Raw genomic sequence first — 19,813 nt, forward strand, 5'->3', positions numbered from 1 at the left:
CCCGTGTCACGAGCGGGGGCACGGGATCAGGCACGGGCGTCCACGGGGTCGCTGCGCCCCGCCGGATCGCGGGTGGCGCTCGTCGCCTGCGGAGCACTGGCGACCCACGCCGCGGCGGCGGCGGCACGGCATACCCCGGCGCTGCCGGTCGACGTGCACCCGCTGCCACCCCTGCTGCACAACCACCCGCACCGCATCGCGGGCGAGGTCGAGGCGGTCGTCGACCGGCTCGTCGGACGCTACGACCGGGTCGCGATCGGGTATGCCGACTGCGGCACCTACGGCGCGCTCGACGCCCTCTGCGCGCGCCGCGGCATCGCACGGCTGCCCGGACTGCACTGCTACGACCTATATGCCGGGGAGGCACGGGTCGCCGCGCTCCTGGAGGAGGAGCCCGGCACCTACCTGCTCACCGACTTCCTGGTGCGCAGCTTCGACCGCACGGTGTGGGCCGAGCTGGGGCTGGACCGGCACCCCGAGCTGCGGGACGACTACTTCGGGCACTACACCCGGTGCGTGTGGCTGGCCCAGGAGCCGGGCGCGGACCCCGTCCTCAGCAGGCTGGCCCGGCGCGCCGCCGACCGGCTGGGGCTGCCGCTGCAGGTCGAGCGGACCGGCACCGCCGGCCTGGACGACGCGCTCGCCCGCCTCGTCCTGGCGCCCTGACGTCGCGCCGCCCCCCATACCCGACCGAGCGCCGCCAATGGTTCCCCCCGACCCGACCGAGCGCCGCGAATGGTTCCCCCCGACCCGACCGAGCGCCGCCAATGGTTCCCCCTGACCCGACCGAGCGCCGCCAATGGTTCCCCCCGACCCGACCGAGCGCCGCCAATGGTTCCCCCCGACCCGACCGAGCGCCGCGAATGGTTGCCCCCTGCCCTGGCGAGTGTCGCGCCGCTTCAGGACGTGTCCACGCAGTCCTCGGCCCCGCCCGAAAATGCGCGACTGCAGCGGGTATGTCGTGGAACTGCCCTGGCGGGCGACATATCCGCTGCAGTCGCGCACCACGGGACGCGGGATCGGGCCGCACCGGACGTCGTGACGAACCAGAGGAGCGTCCGGGGCCCGCTCTCGGGCCGCCGAGCCCCGGGGGCCGGCGCAGGTCGCCACACCCTCGGACTGGCGCAGGTCGCCGAGCCCCGGGGGCTGGCGCAGGCCGCTGCACCCTCGGACTGGCGCAGGTCGGCGAGCCCTACGGCTGGCGCAGGTCGGCGACCTCGGCGAGCTGCTCACGCCGCCACGCCTCGGTCTTCTCGACCTGGTTGAAGCTGTAGAGGTGCAGCCCGCCGATGCCCAGGCGCTCGGTGCCGGCGAGCGCGGCGATGCGGTGCGCGAAGCGGGTGGTCGAGAAGCCGGGCAGCGCGATCCGGGTGAAGACCCCGCGCTGCTTGCGCAGGAACCGCATCGAGTCGCCGACCCCGATGACGGTCGCCATCTTCAGCAGCTTGGCCGGGTCGACCGGGCCGGGCACGCCCACCCATACCGGGTGCTCGATGCCGCGTCGACGGACCCGCTCGAGCCACCGGCCGACCTGCTCGTCGTCGAAGGTCATGTTCGAGACGATGTCGGTCGCATAGCGGCGCTTGTCCCACATGGACTGGACGATGACGTCGTCGTCGATGCCCGGGTGCGACTCGGGGTAGCCGGTGATCCCCACCCGCTCGAACGGCCGACCCAGCTCGGCCAGCTCCACCAGCAGGTCCAGCGCGGTGCCGAAGGTGGTCTCCGTCGGCGTGGCGTCACCGCCGGGCACGAAGATCTCGCTGACCCCCGCCGCGCGCAGCCGCGCGACGAGGTCGGGCAGCTCGGCCCGCTCGACCATGCGCGCGGCCAGGTGGGGCACGACGTGGTAGCGGTCGGCGAGCTGCTCGGTGAGCGCGAGCGTGGCCTCCAGCCCCTTGGCCGGGGACGCCGTGACGGTGACGGTCCGGCCGGGCTCGACGTGCGCGTGCACCTGCTCGGCCACGGACTCGGTCGGCAGGATCTCCAGCCGTGCGCCCTGCAGCAGCCGCTCCAACGCCGCCGAGGGGTATTTGTTGCTCATCACGCAACGCGCTTCGCCATACGCACCCACCTAGCGTAGAAGTCGCCTGCCGCCGTGACAAGACCCTCGTCGGGTCGGACCCGCGACCCGTCAGGCCCGCAGGTGGGTGTCCAGGAAGGCCAGCGTGCGCGGCCACGCCGCAGCCGACGCCTCCGGGTGGGCGAAGGCGGGGTGCGGGTTGTCGAAGGCGTGCCCGGCGCCCTCGTGCCACACGAACTCCACCCCGTCCCGGTCCAGCACCCGCTCCATCTCCTCGACCGTCTCCCGGGGGATGAACGCGTCCTCGGTGCCCCAGTGGTGCAGGCTCGGTGCGGTGACCTGCGGCGCCAGGTCCAGCAGCTGCGGCAGGGCGGACCCGTAGTAGGACACCAGGGCGGCGACCTCGGTGCGCGCGGCGGTCGCGAAGGCGACCCCGCCGCCGTAGCAGAAGCCGACCAGCCCGACCCGCCCCGTGAGCTCGCCCCGCAGGTGCTCGACGGCGGCGAGGGTGTCGCCGACCGCGTCGTCCCAGTCGGTCGCGGCCATGAGCTCCATGCCCCGCTCGAGCATCCCGTCCGCTCCCTCGTCGACCTCGTGGTCCGGGATCCGCCAGTAGAGCTCGGGCACGTGCACCTCGTAGCCCTCCTCGGCCAGGTCGCGCGCCCGCTCGCGCACGTAGGACGAGACGCCGAAGATCTCCTGCACCAGGACGACGCCGGCGCCGGTCGGCCGGTCGGGGCGGAATCGGTGGACCGGCAGCTCGCCGTCCGGTCGGGGCACGGTGATGACGTCAGGGGTCGGCATGGGCCCAGTCTGCGCGCAGCCGGGCCCGACGGCCACCGGACCCGTGGCCCCGGGTCGGTCGGTCGGCGTGGATAGGGTCGGCGCCGTGACCCTGTTCGTGCACCGCGACACCAGCACGGCGGCCCTGGCGGAGGGCCTGGCCGACCTGCTGGCGACGCCGCTGCCCGATCCCTTCGCGGAGGAGGTCGTGGCCGTCCCCGCCAAGGGGGTCGAGCGCTGGCTCGCGCAGCGGTTGTCGCACACGCTCGGGGCCGGGCCGTCGGGGCACGACGGGGTGTGCGCCGGGGTCCGCTTCCTCAGCCCGCACTCGCTGGTCTCGATGGTCCTGGGCGTCGAGCGGGACGACCCGTGGCACGCGGACCGCCTCGTCTGGCCGGTGCTGGAGTCGATCGACGCCAGCCTCGACGAGGAGTGGGCCGAGACCCTCGCCACCCACCTGGGCCACGGCTCCCGGGAGCCGGGTGCCGAGCTGCGCCGCGGTCGCCGGTATGCCGTGGCGCGCCGCCTCGCGGGCCTGTTCGCCGCCTACGCCTCGTCCCGCCCGGCGATGCTCACCGACTGGCGCGGCGGGGGCGACGGCGACGGCCTCGGCGGCCGGGTCGAGCCGGACCTCGCCTGGCAGCCGCCCCTGTGGCGGGAGGTGCTGCGGCGGGTGGACGCCGAGCCCCCGGACGTGCGTCACGACCGGGTGGTGGGGCGCTGCGCGCGGCCCCGGGTGACCTGACCGGGGCCGGTCCGGACCGGGCCCCCCGGCTCGACCTGCCCGGCCGGCTCTCGCTCTTCGGGCACACCCGCATCGCGCGTAGCGAGGTGGAGGTCGTCGCGGCGATCGCGGAGCAGCGCGACGTCCACCTGTGGCTGCCGCAGGCCTCCCCGGCCGCGTGGGACGCCCTGGCCGGCACCGCCGCCGCCGGGCCGGTCCCGCGCGCGGAGGACGACAGCGCCCTGCTCGTCGACCACCCGCTGCTGGCCAGCCTGGGTCGCGACGCCCGCGAGCTGCAGCGCACCCTGGCGCTGGCACCGCACACCACCAGTCGGCCCGCCGGCCGGACCGGGACGGCGGGCACCGGTCGCGGACGGGGCGGCCCTCGCTCGACACCCTCCCCCTCCCTGCTCCAGCTGCTCCAGGCCGACCTCGAGGCCGACCACGTGCCCACGGAGGCCGAGCGGGCCGACCGGCCGGTCCCCGCCCAGGACCGCAGCATCCAGGTGCACGCCTGCCACGGGCGGTCGCGGCAGGTCGAGGTGCTGCGCGACGTGCTCACCGACCTGCTGGAGCACGACCCGACCCTGGAGCCGCGGGACATCCTCGTCATGTGCCCGGACATCGACACCTACGCGCCGCTCGTCCACGCCGGGTTCGGGCTGGGCGAGGTGGTGCGCGAGACCGGCGGCGGTGGCCCCGCGCCGGCCACCCACCCCGCGCACACGCTGCGGGTCCGGCTCGCCGACCGCTCCCCGACCGTGGCGAACCCGCTGCTCGCGCTGGCGGCGCGCCTGGTCGAGCTGGCGGGCGGCCGGCTGAGCGCCGGTGAGGTGCTGGACCTCGCCCGCACCGCACCCGTGCGACGACGCTTCGGGCTGGACGACGACGACCTGGAGCGCATCGGCGACTGGGTGGGCGCCGTCGCGGTCCGCTGGGGCCTGGACGACGCCCACCGCGGCGACTACGCCCTGGCCGGGCTGAGCCAGAACACCTGGGAGTCCGGGCTCGCGCGGGTGCTCGTCGGCGCCGCCGTCGACGGGGAGGAGCTCGACCACCTCGGCACCACCCTCGGCCTCGACGACCTCGACAGCGCCGACCTCGACCTGGCCGGACGCCTCGCCGAGCTGGTGGCGCGCCTGGGCGCCACCCTGCGCGCCCTGCGGGGGGCGGAGGCGGTCGGCGAGTGGGTCACGGCGCTCACCGAGGGTGTCCTGGGGCTGGCCGACGTCGCCCCGCCGGAGGCGTGGCAGGTCACCCAGCTGCGTCGTGAGCTCGACCTCGTCGGGGCGCACGGCGGCTCCCGCGCCGGTGACGGGGCGGGGCTCAGCCTGTCCCTCTCCGACGTCCACGCGCTGCTGGACGAGCACGCGGCCGGGCGGGCGACCCGGTCCAACTTCCGCACGGGCACGCTCACCGTCTGCACCATGGTGCCGATGCGCTCGGTCCCGCACCGGGTCGTCGCCCTCGTCGGTCTGGACGACGGCGTCTTCCCCCGCACCACCGCCCCGGACGGCGACGACGCCACGGCGCGCCGCCCGGTCACCGGGGAGCGCGACCCGCGCAGCGAGGACCGGCAGCTGCTGCTCGACGCGGTCATGGCGGCCGGCGACGCCCTCGTCATCACCTACACCGGCTTCGACGAGCACACGGGTGCACCGCGCCCGCCCGCGGTCCCGCTCGGCGAGCTGCTCGACGCCGTCCGACGGACCGCCCACCCGGCCTCTCCCGGGGTGGCCCGGGTGCTGGCCCACCACCCGCTGCAGCCCTTCGACCCGCGCAACCTCGGGGCGGCCCGGCCGGGTGCGCCCGCGCTGCTGCCCGACGGCGGGCCGTTCAGCTACGACCCGGCGGCGCTGGCCGGCGGCCGGGCCGCCGTCTCCCCTCGCGGGCCGCGACCCCGGCCCGTGGACCCGGCCCTGCAGCCGCTGCCCGGTGACACCGTCGAGCTGGACGCCCTGCTGCGCTTCTTCGACCACCCGGCGCGCGCCTACCTGCGCGACCGGCTGGGCCTCGTGCTCCCCGAGGTGCCCGAGGAGCAGGGCGAGGGCATCCCCATCGACATCGGCGGGCTGCAGAAGTGGGCGGTCGGCGACCGGGTGCTGCAGGCGGTGCTGGCGGGGCGCGACCCCGGGGCCACCGTCGACGCCGAGCTGTGGCGCGGCGAGCTGCCGCCCCGGGCGCTGGGGGCCGGGGTCCTCCGGGAGGTCACCGAGCAGGCGCAGATCGTGGCCGAGGGCACGTGGCGCACGGCCGGGCAGGGCGGCTGGGGGGTCCCGCTGGAGCGGGAGACCCTCGACGTCGACCTGGTGCTGCCCAGCGGCACCCGGCTGACCGGCACCCTCACCGGGCTGGTCGGCACGCGGGTCGTCACCGCGACCTACTCCACCGTGCGGGCCAAGCAGCGCCTGCGCTCCTGGATCACCTCCCTCGTCCTCGCCGCCACGCTCGGCCCGGAGGCGACCAGCCACCTGCTCGGTGCCCAGAAACGCGGACGCCGGCCGGGCGGGGTTCACCTGACCCACGGTCCGCACGACCTCGCACGGGCCCTCGCGCTGCTGGACCAGCTCGTCGACCTGCGCGCGCGCGGCCTCCTCGAGCCGCTGCCGCTGCCGCCGCGGACCGCGCTGCGCTGGGCGGAGGCATACCTCGGCGGTCCGGGGGACGCCCAGGCCGCGACCCTCGACGCGGTGCGCGAGTGGCGCACCGACGACACCTTCGAGACGGCGTTCCCCAAGGAGCAGGACGACCCGAGCCACGTCTACGTCCACGGCGAGGGAGTCGCCCTGCGCGACATCCTCGGGGTGCCTCGCGACGACGAGCGGTGGACGTCGGGCGTGGAGCACCGGCTGGGGCAGCTGGCGCTGCGGGTGTGGGGCCCGGTGCTCACCGACGGCGCCGAGCGCAAGGAGCGGCTGTGAGCGCGCTGACCCCCTTCTCGATCACCGACCCGTTGCCGACGGGCACCGTCCTGCTCGAGGCGAGCGCCGGGACCGGCAAGACGTGGACCATCGCGGCGCTGGTGACCCGCTACGTCGCCGAGGGCGTGGTGACCCTCCCGGAGATGCTCGTCGTCACCTTCGGCCGCGCCGCGTCCCAGGAGCTGCGCGCCCGCGTGCGCGAGCAGCTCGTCGCGGCGGAACGGGCCCTCGCCGACCCCCCGGCCGAGGACGGGCGCGACGACCTGGTCACGCTGCTGCTGGACGCCGACGAGCAGGAACGGACGGTCCGCCGCCGACGGCTGCGGACGGCCCTCTCCGACATCGACGCCGCCACCATCGCCACCACGCACCAGTTCTGCCAGCAGGTGCTGCGCAGCCTGGGTGTCGCGGGGACGGCGGACGCCGACGCCGAGCTCGTGGACGACCTGGACCGGCTGCTCGTGGAGGTCGTCGACGACCTCTACCTGCGTGCTTTCGCGCTGCGCGACGACGAGCCCTTCTTCAGCCGGCGCGAGGCGCTGCAGATCGCCCGGACGGTCGTCGACGACGTCCACGCCGAGCTGCACCCCACCGCCGCCGAGCCGCGCTCGGTGCCCGACCGGCGGGTGCGCTTCGCCCGGGCCGTGCGCGAGGAGCTCGACCTGCGCAAGCAGCGGCTCCAGGTCCTGCACTACAACGACCTCCTCACCCAGCTCGCCAGCGCCCTGGAGGGCGAGCACTCCCCCGCGCGGGTCCGGATGCGGCAGCGGTGGCGGGTCGTGCTCGTCGACGAGTTCCAGGACACCGACCCCATCCAGTGGTCGGTGCTCGACCGGGCCTTCACCGGGCACGCCCAGGCGATGGTCCTCATCGGCGACCCCAAGCAGGCGATCTACGCCTTCCGCGGCGGTGACGTGCCGACCTACCTCACCGCCGCCGCGACGGCGGACGAGCAGCGCACCCTGCTGCGCAACTTCCGGTCCGACCCCGGCGTCGTGCAGGCGCTGGGGGCCATGCTCACCGGGGCTGAGCTCGGCGACGAGCAGATCGTCGTGCACCCGGTCACGGCGCACCGCGACGGCCCCCGGCTCCACGGCGCCCCCAGCACCGCGCCGGTGCGGCTGCGGCAGGTGCTGCTGCGGGACCACCTGGGTGGCGACACCAGGATGCCGACCGTCCGCCCGTGGATCGCGCGGGACCTCGCGCACGACGTCGCCGCCCTGCTGGCCTCCGGCGCCACCTTCGACGGACGGCCGGTCGAGGCCCGTGACGTGGCCGTGCTGGCGCACCGGGCCAAGGACCTGCACGAGGCGCAGCGGGCCCTGGCCGAGCTCGGGATCCCGGCGGTCAGCACCGGCGGCTCGACCGTCCTGCACAGCCGCGCGGCGCACGAGTGGCTCGCCCTGCTGGAGGCGATGGCCGCACCCCACCGACCGGTGCTCACCCGGGCGGCCGCCCTCACCGACCTGCTCGGGTATGCCGTGGCCCGGGTCGGCGACCGCGGCGAGCGGCAGGACGACGAGCTGGAGGACGAGCTGGCGCTCACCTGCCGGGAGCTGGCCGGGCTCTACGCACGGCAGGGCGTCGCCGCGGTCCTCGAGCTGCTCACCGCACGCGGGCTGCCCGGACGGGTGCTGGCCCAGGTGGGCGGGGAGCGCACGCTCACCGACCTGCGGCACGTCGCCCAGCTGCTGCACGAGACCGCCCGTCAGGACCAGCTCGGGCTGGCCGCGCTGCTCGAGTGGCTGCGCGCGGGGATGGCCGAGGACTCCCCGCAGAGCGCCGGCGCCCGCACCCGTCGTCTCGACAGCGACGCCGCCGCGGTCCAGCTGGCGACGATCCACGGCAGCAAGGGCCTGCAGTACCCCGTCGTCTACCTGCCCTCGCTCGGCGACCGGTGGGTCAGCGACTCCCCCACCATCCCGCTCTTCCACGACGAGCCGCCGGAGCGCACCCGCTGCCTGGACGTCGGCGGGGACGACCCGGCCAACCCCGGGTGGGCCGACGCGGTGCGGCGGCACAAGGAGGAGGACGCCGGGGAGTCGCTGCGGCTGCTCTACGTCGCGCTCACCCGGGCGCAGAGCCAGGTCGTGACCTGGTGGGCGCCGGTCAACAACGCCAGCAGCTCGGGCCTGCACCGGGTGCTCTTCGGTCGCGACCCGGGGGAGGGCGCGGTGCCGCACCAGGTGCGGGTGCAGCGGCAGGACGACGCCGCGACGCAGCGGCTGCAGCGGTGGGCCGAGCAGGGGGCCTTCGCCCTCGAGCGGGCCGACCACGCGACCGGCACCGCCCCGGCACCGTCCCCGCAGGCGCCCGAGCTGGCGGTCGCCCGGTGGACCCGCCGGGTCGACCACGACTGGCGGCGCACGTCCTACACCGCGCTGTCCACGCCCTCCGAGACCGGCCTGGACACCGCCGCCGGGGTGGCCTCCGAGCCCGAGGTCGGCCTCACCGGCCGGGAGGACGAGCCCGGCGGCCCCGACCCGGTGGCCGAGAGCGTCCCCGCCCTGCCCGGCCTGGGCGAGGTGGTCCCTGCGCCCGGCGCCGGGGTGCCCTCGCCGATGGCCGACCTCCCGGTCGGCGCGACCTTCGGCTCGCTCGTGCACGCGGTGCTGGAGCACGCGGACCCCGGCGCCGAGGACCTGGCCGGCGAGCTGCGCGTCCACCTGCGCGAGCAGCGGGTCCAGTGGCCGGTGGACCTGGGCGAGGACGGTGAGGACCAGCTCGTCGACGCCCTGGTCGCCGTCTGCCGCACGCCGCTGGGGCCGCTCGCCGGTGGCGCCACGCTGCGCGACGTCGGGACCTCGGACCGCCTGTGCGAGCTCGACTTCGAGCTGCCGCTGGGCGGCGGCGACCTGCGCCGTGGGCTCCCGGGTGACGGGGCGGCCGTGCTCGGGGACCTGGTGCCGCTGCTGCGCGGCCACCTGCCGCCGGGCGACCCGGTGCGCGGATGGGCCGAGGTGCTCGAGGCGGCTCCGGACCTCGCCGGTCAGCAGCTGCGCGGCTACCTCACCGGCTCGGTCGACGTCGTGCTCCGGGTCCGGGCGACGGGCGGTGACACCTTCCTCGTCGTCGACTACAAGACCAACTGGCTGGGCAGCCCGGAGGAGCCGCTGACCGCCGCGGACTACCGCCCGGAGCGGTTGGCCGAGGCCATGGGGCACTCCTCCTACCCGCTGCAGGCGCTGCTCTACGCCGTCGTCGCCCACCGCTTCCTGCGCTGGCGGCTGCCCAACTACGACCCGGAGCAGCACCTCGGCGGGGTGCTCTACCTCTACCTGCGCGGCATGTGCGGCCCGGAGACCCCGGTCCTCGACGGTATGCCGTGCGGCGTCTTCTCGTGGCGACCGCCGGTGGCGCTGGTCGTCGGCGTCTCCGACCTGCTCGACGGGGCGGACCGGACGACGGGGGTGGTCGCGTGAGCGGGCCGACCGGTGACCCGACCGGCACGGCGGACGTCGTGGACGCCGTGGACGCCGTGACCACCGGAGGCGGAACCGGGACGGCGGCCGGTGCGGCCGGTCCCCGTGACGACGTCGAGGCCGGTGCGGCCGTGCTGGACCTCGTCGCGCCCCTCGACGAGCACGACCGCCGCCGGGCCCTGACGACGACCCCCGGCACCGTGCTGCGTGCCTTCAACGACGCCGGTCTGCTCACCGCCGCCGACGTGCACGTGGCCACCGGGCTGGCACGGGCCGCCGACGAGAAGGACGTCCACGTCGTCCTCGCCGCGGCGGTCGCCACCCGGGCCGTCCGCTCGGGGTCGGTGGCCGTCGACCTCGCCGCCCTCGCCACCCAGGGGGCGCAGGCCCTCCCCGACCTGCCGTGGCCGGACCCGGCGGGGTGGGCCGAGGAGGTCGCCGGGAGCCGGCTCGCGGCCGCGGGCGGGCTCGTCGTGGAGGAGGCCAGCGGTCTCGTCTACCTCCAGCGCTACCACCACCAGGAGGGCCAGGTGGCGGCCGACCTGCGGGCCCGGGCCGCGCTCGGCCCTCCCGAGGTGGACGAGGAGGTGCTGAGCGCCGGGCTGGCCCGGATCTTCCCGGGGGAAGGGTACGCCGAGCAGCGAGCGGCGGCCGAGGTGGTCGTCCGCTCCCGGACCGGCGTCATCACCGGCGGTCCGGGCACCGGCAAGACGACGACCGTGGCGGGCGTGCTGACCCTGCTGGCCGAGCAGGCCCTCGCCGCCGGTGAGCGACCACCCCGGGTCGGGCTGGCCGCGCCGACCGGCAAGGCCGCCGCGCGGGTCAAGGCGGCGGTGGACCGGGCGCTGGACGAGATCGAGGCCCGCACGCCGGCGTCCTCGGACCGCGCCGTCGTCGACCGGCTGCGCGAGGTCGAGCCGCGCACCCTGCACCGGCTGCTCGGGTGGCGGCCCGGCTCCCGCAGCCGCTTCCGGCACCACCGCGGCAACCGCCTCCCCCACGACGTCGTCCTGGTCGACGAGGCCTCGATGGTCTCGCTCACCCAGATGGCCCGGCTGCTGGAGGCGCTGCGGCCCACCGCCCGGCTCGTGCTCGTCGGGGACGCCGACCAGCTCGTCTCGGTCGAGGCAGGCGCGGTGCTGGCCGACCTGGTGGCCGCCGTCCCCGAGCGGGACGCCCCCGGCCGGGACACGACCGACCACGACGCGCCCGACACCTCCGGCAGCCAGGACGGCCCCGCCAGCCAGGACGCCCCCGCCGCGGCGCCGCGGCCGGCTCCGCTCGCCCTCGCCCGGCTGCGGACGGTCCACCGCTTCGGGGAGACCATCGGCGCGCTCGCCCACGCCCTGCGGGTCGGTGACGCGGACGCCGTGGTGGCCGCGCTCTCCGCGGGCAGCGACGAGGTGCGCTGGGAGCGCGGGAGCGAGCCGGAGGCATACCTGCGGCAGGTCCTCACCGGGCAGGCCCTCGACATCCTGCGGGCCGCCCGGACGGGGGACGACGACACCACCCTCGCGGCGCTGCACCGCCACCGCCTGCTCTGCGCCCACCGGGAGGGCGAGCGCGGGGTGCGCCGGTGGAACCACCTCGTCGAGACGTGGATGGCCGAGGAGACCGGGCTGAGCTTCTACGAGCCGATGTACCTCGGCCGGCCGCTGCTCGTCACCGCCAACGACTACGCCACCGGCGTCCTCAACGGCGACACCGGCGTGGTCGTGGCCTCGCAGACGCCCGCCGGGGTCCCGGTACGGATGGCGGTCATCGACGGCACGGGGGGACGCACCCGGTATGCCCCCTCCCGCCTCGGCGACGTCGAGACCATGCATGCCATGACGATCCACAAGGCGCAGGGCAGCCAGGCCCGGGAGGTCACCGTGCTGCTGCCCGAGCTGGACAGCCCGCTGCTGACGCGCGAGCTGTTCTACACCGCCGTGACCCGCGCCGAGCGGCAGGTGCGGGTGGTCGGGTCCGAGGAGGAGGTCCGGGCCGCCGTCCAGCGACGGGTCGTCCGCGCCAGCGGGCTGCGCCAGCGGCTGAGCTGAGCGCAGGCTGCAGGGAGCCTTCCCTGCACGCAGCCATGGGCCTCGTCACGGACGACGACGTCCGGACAGAAGTCTCGGCGAGCCCTCGGACCCCGCCGTGCGCTGACGTCCTCCTCAGCCGGGTGGGGTCGCCCATCCTGGCAGCGGGTCCGACGACTCGCCCGCCTCCCACGACTCCAGGATCTCGAAGCCGCTGGCGGTGCCCGTCAGGCGAAGAGCGCCGCTGGGTTCGGGGCCGGGAGCGCCCGGCCATCTGCCCACGGCGATGATCTCGGTGTTCCCCGAGATGTACCAGGTGTCCAGGCACGGGTTCTGCAGCGACGCCACGTCGCACGTCTCGACCTCGCCCAGCTCCCAGAACTCGCTCACCGCGACGCGCGGGTCCCATCCCTCCAGGACCTCCCCCACCGGGTAGTTCGCCAGCCGCTCCTCCTCAGCGGCCTCGGCCTCCGACTCCTGGGCGTCCAGCTGGGTCTGGTACTCGTGGAGGCCCAGAGCGAAGCCTGCTCTGTATGCCTGCTCCGCCTCCACGCCGGCGAACGAGCCCTGCTCGCTCACGGTCCTCGGGTCGTAGTAGTCCTCCCGGCCGTAGAGCCCTGCCTGGTGGCCGCTGCGGAACGCCCCCTCGAATCCTGGATGGTCCTCGGCCGACGCGTCGGCGTCCGGCTCCGGCGGCATGTCCATGTCGACGGCATCACTCACCTCGACGGCGGACTCGGAGCCGTCGTCCGCTCCGTCCATGGCAGCGCCCTCCGACGCCTCCTCCTCGGCCTCGGTCGGCGCCGCCTCAGTCGTGGACCCGCCCGCGCCTCCGACGTCCTCGCTCTCGCCGCACCCAGCCAGGACGACCAGCAGTGCCAGGGCCGGGATCGATGACGCCCCGGACGAACGTCGAGTCACGTGTGCCTCCCACGGATGAGGTGCAGCGAGCGTAGCGGTGCCGGCCGCCCACGCGCCAGTGCCCGACGGCACCCGGAGACGGCGGATGCGACACCCGCCCCGACGGTGTCCTCGGCCGGTCCTCCTCCGGCCCGGAAGGGCGCGACTGCACCGGATATGTCGTGGAATCGCCCTGGTGGGCGACATACCCGCTGCAGTCGCGCACCAGCGGACGCGGGACGTGCCGGGGGCCGGCCGGGAGTCCCTGCCCGGCCGGCCCCGCCGGGCCTGCCACCCGCCACGCGGCGAGACCCGGGGTCGGGGGCGGTGAGTCCCTGCACCGCCCCCGACCGGTCTCAGGCGGCCGCCAGCCCCTCCGCGGGGCTCACCCGGGCCGCCCGCCGGGCGGGCAGCACGCTGGCCAGCACCCCGGCCAGCAGCGCCACACCGACGATGACGCCGACGCGCACCCAGGGCACCGCCAGGGCCAGCGGGGTGCCCTCCGGGAGGATCGTCTGGACGCCGAGGGCGGCATACCCGATCCCGAGCGCGAGGCCCAGCCCGGCGCTGACCAGCGCCAGCAGGACGCCCTCGGTGAGCAGCATCCCCCGCATCTGGCCTCGCGTGAGGCCGAGCCCGCGCAGGAGGGCGTGCTCCCGGTGCCGCTCGATGACCGACAGCGACAGGGTGTTGGCGATCCCGACGACCGCGATGAGGACCGCCACACCCAGCAGGGCGGTGGCCACGAGCACCATGACGTCCAGCACCTGGGCGACGAGCGCGCGCTCGGCGGCCGCCCCCTGGACGGTCATGCCGCTGTCCTCGGCGACCTCGCCGACCGCGGTCATCGTGTCGCCGACGTCCGCGTCGTCGTCCAGCCGGAGGAGCACCGCCCCCGGCTGCCGCGCCTCACCGGCCAGCGCCTCCAGGTCCGCCGGCTGCAGGACGAGCCCGGCCGCGCCCAGGCCCAGCTCGATGACCGTGAGGTCGCGGCTCCCGCCCGGCCCGGTCAGCCTCAGGGTGTCCCCCGCCTCGACGCCGTAGGCGACGCGGTCGAAGGACCCGAGGCCCACGGTGCCCGGCTCCAGCGCGTCGACGAGCCGCTCGCTGCGCAGGACCTGCTGCGCGGTGTCCGGGTCGAGGGCGGCCACCGGGACGGCGCCGAGGTCGCCGTCGCCGACCTCGAGGTATGCCGTCTCCACCAGCTCCGCGGCACGGACGCCGTCCACCGCGGCCAGCCGGCCCACCAGCCCCTCGTCGACGGGGGTGGGCACCGGCACGTCCGCCTCCATCCCTGGCTCGGTCTGCGCGACGAGGTCGACGGCGTAGGCCTGGTCGATCTCGCCGAGCGCGGTGCGCTCGCCGGAGGCGGCGCCCACCGAGGTCATGGTGATGAGGGTGACCCCGACGAGGAGGGCGGCGCTGGTCGCGGCGGCCCGTCCCGGGTTGCGCACGGCCCCGGCGACCGCGAGGCGGCCCGGCACCCCGGCCGGCCGCGCGGCCACGCCGAGCAGCCGCACCAGCACGGGCACCAGCACCACCGCCGCCAGCAGGACGCCGGCGAAGGAGACCAGCCCGCCGGCGACGCCGATCAGCACCTGCCGCAGGAGGGCGGCAAGCACCATGAGGACGGTGCCGCCGGCGACGAGGAGCACGGCGAGCAGCACCCGCACCCGGCTCACCCGCGTGGCGTCGGCGGGCTCCCCGCTGGGACGCAGCGCCGCCAGCGGCGACACCCGGGTGGCGCGACCCGCCGGCCACCAGGAGGCCAGCAGGGTGATCACCACACCCACGACCACCGGCACCACCAGGCTGAGCCAGCCGACCTCGAGGCCGGTGCCGAGCGGGATGCCGAGGTCGGTGCCCCGGGCCAGGCTCAGCAGCAGCTGGGCGACCCCGATCCCGGCGCCGACCCCGACGACGGAGGCCGCCGCCCCGAGCACCAGCGCCTCCAGGAGGACCGAGCGCCGCACCTGCCCCCGGGTGGCCCCGACGCAGCGCAGCAGCGCCAGCTCTCCGGTCCGCTGGGCCAGGGTGATGGTGAACGTGTTGGCGATGACGATGGCGGCCGTGGCCAGCGACACCGCGCCGAAGCCCAGCAGGACCGACCCGAGCACGAAGGTCTGCCCGGTCAGGCCGGCGACCCGCTCCGCGGCCGCCTCCGACCCGGTCCGGATGACCCCACCGGGCACCGCCTCGGCCAGCGCGTCCCGCACCTCGTCCACCGTGGCTGTCCCGGCCACCGTGACCTGCGCGGACTGGTAGGACAGCCCCGGGTCCAGCTTTCGCAGGGCGGCGTCGGCGGCGATAAACCCCTCGTTGTAGCTGAGCGTGTGCACCTCACCGGGGTCGACCACCCCGACCACGGTCAGCGTCAGCGGGTCACCGGGGGCGCCCTCGGCGGTGCGCGTGGTGAGCGTGAGCTCGTCCCCGACGGCCACCTGGCCGGCCAGGGCCTGGTTGACCGTGGCCTCGTCGTCGGCCGTCGGCATCCGCCCCTCGAGCAGGGTCATCCCGCCGGCCGGCACCGAGGTGCCCACGAGGAAGCTGCTGCCGCGGTCCACACCCACCGTCGCGTCCGCGACGACCCGGTCCACCCCGGTCGTCCCGGACACCCGGTCCACCTGCTCGGCCTCCAGCCACGTGTCGTCCGCCCCGCTGACGACCAGGTCGGCGTCGCGCAGCCCGCCGGCCACGGCCTCCTCCAGCCCGGCCTGGGCGGTGGCGACGACCACCAGGCTGGTGGTGAGGAACCCGACCCCGATGAGGATCGCCACCGCCGCCGACACCAGCCGGCGGCCCCGGGATGCCAGTCCGGCGGCCATCCACCGGGCCGCCATCAGCCGACCTTCCCGAGGTCGCGGATCCCGGCCAGCACGGTGTCGGCGTCCGGGTCGAGGATCTCCCCGGCGATCCGGCCGTCGGCGAGCAGCAGCACCCGATCGGCCACCGCGGCGGCGTTCGGGTCGTGGGTCACCATGACCACCGTCTGGTGCCACTCCCCGACCGACCGGCGCAGCAGCGCCAGCACCTCGGCGCCGGTCGTGCTGTCCAGGGCGCCGGTCGGCTCGTCGGCGAAGATCACCTCGGGCCGGGTCACCAGGGCGCGCGCCAGGGCGACCCGCTGCTGCTGGCCGCCGGAGAGCTCCCCGGGTCGGTGGTCCAGCCGTCCGCCCAGGCCGAGAGCCTCGACCACCGTGCCCTCCCAGCCGGCGTCGGCGGGGCGGCCGGCCAGGTCCAGCGGCAGGCGGATGTTCTGCCGCGCGGTGAGGGTCGGCAGCAGGTTGAAGGCCTGGAAGACGAAGCCGACGGAGCGCCGGCGCAGCCGGGTGAGCTGCGCGTCGGACATCGAGGTGAGCTCGTGCTCCCCGAGGTAGGTCCGTCCGCTCGTCGGGGTGTCGAGGCCGGCCAGCAGGTGCATGAGGGTCGACTTGCCCGAGCCGCTGGGGCCCATGATGGCGGTGAACCTGCCCGCCTCGATCCCGACGGACACGCCGTCCAGGGCGGTGACCGCGGCCTCCCCGCGGCCGTAGGTCTTGGTGAGGTCGAGGGCGCTCGCGGCCAGGGTGTTGCCCTGTCGGCCCGCGCCCGTCCTGTCGTGCTGAGATGTCGTGGTCGTCATACCGAGGACGCTAGGGAGCACCGCCCACCCGGCACATCATCCGCCGGTCGCGACGTCGCCACGGCCGCGTCCACCCGCGGGATGACCCCGACCCCGCCGGGGGTCGGACCTACTCGGGCCGTCCGACGAGGCCGGTCTGGTAGGCGGTGATGACCATCTGCACGCGGTCGCGCAGGTCGAGCTTGGCGAGGACGCGTCCGATGTGGGTCTTGACGGTCGCCTCGGCGAGGAACAGCTCCGCGGCGATCTCCCCGTTGGTCAGGCCCCGGCCGACCGCCTCGAGCACCTCCCGCTCCCGCTCGGTCAGCGGGTCGAGCCGCGACACGGCCGCGCGCCGCCGGGCGGCCGTGGTGCTCTCGGCCCCGGCGTCGGGGAGGTCCGGCACGAAACGCTCCAGCAGCCTCCGGGTCGTCGAGGGCGCCATCGCCGCGTCGCCGCCGTGGACGGCCCGGATCGCGGTGAGCAGCTCGGCCGGCCCGGCGTCCTTGAGGAGGAAGCCGGAGGCGCCCGCGCGGAGGGCGGCGAAGACGTACTCGTCCAGGTCGAAGGTCGTCAGGACGAGCACCTTGGGCGGTTCGGTCCCGCCCGGGTCCCGCAGCAGCCGGCGGGTGGTCTCGACGCCGTCCATCCGCGGCATCCGGATGTCCATGAGCACGACGTCGGGCCGGGTCTGGGCGATCGCGTCGAGCGCGGCGGCCCCGTCGCCGGCCTCCCCCACCACGGTCATGTCGTCCTGGGCGTCGAGCACCATCCGGAAGCCGGCGCGCACGAGCTCCTGGTCGTCGACGAGGAAGAGGCGGATCGAGGTCATCGGGTCCCTCCTGAGGTGTGCGGTGCGGACGCCGAGGCGCGCGCGACGGGCAGCGTGGCCACGACCTCCCAGCCGCGCCGGCTGCGGGGCCCGGCGCTCACGGTGCCGCCGAGGACCTCGACCCGCTCGCGCATGCCCACGAGGCCGTTGCCCTCGCCGTCGTGGGCGTGGGTGGCCCCCTCGCCGTCGTCGGTGACCCGCACGAGCAGCACCTCGGGCGTGCGCAGCAGGTCCACGTCGACCGAGGCACGCGGCCCGGCGTGCTTCATGGCGTTGGTCAGGGCCTCCTGCACGACGCGGTAGGCCGCGAGGTCCACGTCGCGGGGCAGGTCGGCGACCTCCCCGCGGACGTGCGCCTCCACGTCGACGCCCGACCCGCGCACCCGCTCGACGAGCTCGTCGAGGTGGGCCACCCCCTCCAGCGGGGCGTACTCCGCCCCGCTGGAGGTGTCCCGCAGCACCCCGACGAGGCGCCGGGTGTCCGCGAGCGAGGTCCGCGCCGTCTCCGCGAGGGTCTCCAGGGTTCCGGCCGCCCGTTCGAGCGCAGCGCGGTCCGCGGCCATGCCCGGCTCCTTCGCCAGCGCCTGGCGCGCGGCGTACAGCCCGCCGTCGGCCTGGACGACCACCACGGCGAGGGAGTGGGCGACCACGTCGTGCATCTCCCGCGCGATGCTGGCCCGCTCGTCCTGGGCGGCGAGCCGGGAGCGCTGGGCGTGGTCGCGGGCGAGGGCGCGGTTCTGCTCCTGCAGCCGGGCCACCACCTCGCGGCGACGGCGCATGACGTCCCCCAGCGCCCAGGCGACGCCGACGAAGCAGACCATGAAGATGGTCTGCACCGTGACGATGCTGATGTAGGAGCCGAGGCCGAAGTAGGCCGACCAGCGCAGGGCCCCGATCAGGGCGCCGGCCACGGCCAGGGCGAGGACCGTCCGGGCGGTCCGCCGGGTGCCGAAGGCGGCGGCGCTGTAGACCACCACGAGGACGGCGATGTTGGTCGGGGTCGGGGCGTCGCTGGCGACCACCTGCAGGAGGCACCCGGCGGCGACGACGGCCGCGACCCTCATGGGGTGCTGGCGCCGCCAGAAGAGGGGCACGATCTGGAGCAGGCTGGAGAGGATCGTGCCGGGGCCGCCCCACCCGGCACCGGTGACGAGGTAGAGCAGCAGGAAGGCCGCCACCACGGCCGCGTCCGGCAGCCACGTGCGGGCACGCAGGCCGCGCGCCACGTCGGCCGCCTGCTCCCGGGCGGCCTGCAGGGTGTCGGTCATCCCTCGGAGCCTAGGCGCTGAGGACGGCGCGGCGCGTCATACCGGGGTCGCGGTCGGGTCCACCCACGGGCGGACGCCTCAGATCTCCAGCGCCCGCACGACGGGCACCCCGACGCGGTAGGGGATGTGCAGGAAGCTGGGGGCGGCGACCACCGCGAGGTCGGCGCGGCGTCCGACGCGGACCTGCCCGAGGTCGTCGCGGCGCAGGGCGCGGGCGCCGCCGACGGTGGCCGCCCGCAGCGCCTCGGCCGGGGTCATCCCCATCTCCCGGACGGCCAGCGCGATCATGAGCGGCATCGACGAGGAGTTGCACGTCCCCGGGTTGCAGTCGGTCGCGAGGGCGACGTCGACCCCGGCGTCGAGGAGCCGGCGCGCGTCGGGGTAGGGCTGTCGCGTGGAGAACTCCACCCCGGGGAGCAGGGTCGCCACCGTGCCGCTGCCTGCGAGCGCGTCGACGTCGGCGTCGGTGAGGAAGGTGCAGTGGTCCACGCTGGCCGCACCGAGCTCGACCGCGAGCTGGACGCCCGGGCCCTCGGACAGCTGGTTGCCGTGCACCCGCAGCTCGAGCCCCGCCGCCCGGCCGGCCTCGAGGACGCGCCGCGACTCCTCGCCGTCGAAGGCATACCTGCTGGCCGGCTCGCAGAAGACGTCGACCCAGCGGGCGTGCGGCGCGCAGGCCGCGAGCATCTCGCCGCAGACGAGGTCGAGGTAGGCCTCTCGACCGCCCTCGCCGCGCGCGTCCGGCGGCACGACGTGGGCGCCGAGGAAGGTGGTCTCGGTCGTGACCTCGCGGGCCAGGCGCAGCGCGCGCACCTCGTGCTCGACGTCCAGGCCGTAGCCGCTCTTGATCTCGACGGTGGTGGTGCCCTGCGCGCGCATCTCGGCGACCCGCGCCTGCAGGAGCGCCCGCAGCTGGGCGTCGGTGGCCTCCCGGGTCGCGGCCATGGTCACGGCGATGCCGCCGCCGTCGTAGGCCTGCCCGGTCATCCGGGCGGCGAACTCGGCCGACCGGTCCCCCGCAAAGACGAGGTGGGAGTGGCTGTCGACGAAGCCGGGGACGACCGCCTGCCCGCCGAGGTCGATGGCCCAGTCGGCCTGCGGCGCCTCGGCGGCCGGGCCGAGCCACTCGACGACGGGAGCGGAGTCCTCACCGCCTCCCCCGACGACGAGGGCGGCGTCCTCGACCACCCCGAGCCCCCGCGTCAGGGGCGACGACGCGCCCTCCTCGACCGTCTCGTCGCCGGTGACGAGCTCACTGATACCGGTGATGAGCATGCTCATGGGTCGATCCTCTCCTGTCGCTGCGCTGTCGTCGTCG

General features: G+C 75.9%; 13 protein-coding genes. 5 read left to right on the top strand and 8 right to left on the bottom strand.

Features of this window, described 5'->3' with window-relative positions:
• Window positions 1-72: 72 nt before the first annotated feature.
• Entirely contained in the window at window positions 73-666 is a 594-nt protein-coding gene (locus FHD63_RS14110; protein WP_139722586.1) for a DUF1638 domain-containing protein, read from the top strand.
• Between the two features lie 526 nt (window positions 667-1,192).
• On the opposite strand, the gene FHD63_RS14115 is transcribed toward FHD63_RS14110, so the two are convergent.
• Window positions 1,193-2,044: a methylenetetrahydrofolate reductase gene (locus FHD63_RS14115; RefSeq protein ID WP_139722587.1), complete on the bottom strand. Its 852-nt coding sequence runs from the start codon at window positions 2,042-2,044 to the stop codon at window positions 1,193-1,195.
• Window positions 2,045-2,134: 90 nt separating this feature from the next.
• Complete coding sequence (locus FHD63_RS14120) at window positions 2,135-2,827, bottom strand: dienelactone hydrolase family protein (RefSeq protein ID WP_139722588.1); 693 nt, start codon at window positions 2,825-2,827, stop codon at window positions 2,135-2,137.
• 85 nt (window positions 2,828-2,912) lie between these two features.
• On the opposite strand from FHD63_RS14120, the gene FHD63_RS16935 reads away from it, so the two are divergent.
• From FHD63_RS16935 to recD, 4 genes are read left to right on the top strand one after another with little or no spacing between them, the layout of a single operon-like run.
• Window positions 2,913-3,551 (top strand): exodeoxyribonuclease V subunit gamma, encoded by a 639-nt coding sequence (locus FHD63_RS16935; protein WP_275100594.1) that lies wholly within the window; start codon window positions 2,913-2,915, stop codon window positions 3,549-3,551.
• Complete coding sequence (gene recC / locus FHD63_RS14125; RefSeq protein ID WP_275100595.1) at window positions 3,458-6,451, top strand: exodeoxyribonuclease V subunit gamma; 2,994 nt, start codon at window positions 3,458-3,460, stop codon at window positions 6,449-6,451. Before FHD63_RS16935 ends, recC begins: the two co-directional genes overlap by 94 nt.
• Entirely contained in the window at window positions 6,448-9,873 is a 3,426-nt protein-coding gene (locus tag FHD63_RS14130; protein ID WP_139722589.1) for a UvrD-helicase domain-containing protein, read from the top strand. Before recC ends, FHD63_RS14130 begins: the two co-directional genes overlap by 4 nt.
• Window positions 9,870-11,915: an exodeoxyribonuclease V subunit alpha gene (gene recD / locus FHD63_RS14135; RefSeq protein ID WP_238705681.1), complete on the top strand. Its 2,046-nt coding sequence runs from the start codon at window positions 9,870-9,872 to the stop codon at window positions 11,913-11,915. Before FHD63_RS14130 ends, recD begins: the two co-directional genes overlap by 4 nt.
• Window positions 11,916-12,029: 114 nt before the next feature.
• Here recD and FHD63_RS16015 read toward each other — a convergent pair whose 3' ends face one another.
• The 6 genes from FHD63_RS16015 to hutI form a co-directional block, all read right to left on the bottom strand.
• Window positions 12,030-12,815, bottom strand: coding sequence for a hypothetical protein (locus FHD63_RS16015; protein ID WP_158296800.1), 786 nt, complete (start codon window positions 12,813-12,815; stop codon window positions 12,030-12,032).
• A gap of 335 nt (window positions 12,816-13,150) precedes the next feature.
• Window positions 13,151-15,634 carry an ABC transporter permease gene (locus FHD63_RS14140; RefSeq protein WP_139722590.1) on the bottom strand — a complete coding sequence of 828 codons (2,484 nt, stop codon included), beginning with the start codon at window positions 15,632-15,634 and terminating at the stop codon, window positions 13,151-13,153.
• Entirely contained in the window at window positions 15,634-16,416 is a 783-nt protein-coding gene (locus tag FHD63_RS14145) for an ABC transporter ATP-binding protein (RefSeq protein ID WP_139722591.1), read from the bottom strand. Before FHD63_RS14145 ends, FHD63_RS14140 begins: the two co-directional genes overlap by 1 nt.
• 109 nt (window positions 16,417-16,525) lie before the next feature.
• On the bottom strand, window positions 16,526-17,227 hold the full coding sequence (locus FHD63_RS14150; protein WP_139722592.1) for a response regulator transcription factor: 702 nt from the start codon (window positions 17,225-17,227) through the stop codon (window positions 16,526-16,528).
• Complete coding sequence (locus FHD63_RS14155; protein ID WP_139722593.1) at window positions 17,224-18,495, bottom strand: sensor histidine kinase; 1,272 nt, start codon at window positions 18,493-18,495, stop codon at window positions 17,224-17,226. The genes FHD63_RS14150 and FHD63_RS14155 overlap by 4 nt, the downstream gene beginning before the upstream one ends.
• A gap of 78 nt (window positions 18,496-18,573) precedes the next feature.
• Complete coding sequence (gene hutI / locus FHD63_RS14160; RefSeq protein WP_139722594.1) at window positions 18,574-19,776, bottom strand: imidazolonepropionase; 1,203 nt, start codon at window positions 19,774-19,776, stop codon at window positions 18,574-18,576.
• Between the last annotated feature and the right edge of the window lie 37 nt (window positions 19,777-19,813).

Origin of the sequence: Serinicoccus chungangensis (genome assembly GCF_006337125.1) — a bacterium.
In the GTDB taxonomy this organism is placed as follows: domain Bacteria; phylum Actinomycetota; class Actinomycetes; order Actinomycetales; family Dermatophilaceae; genus Ornithinicoccus; species Ornithinicoccus chungangensis.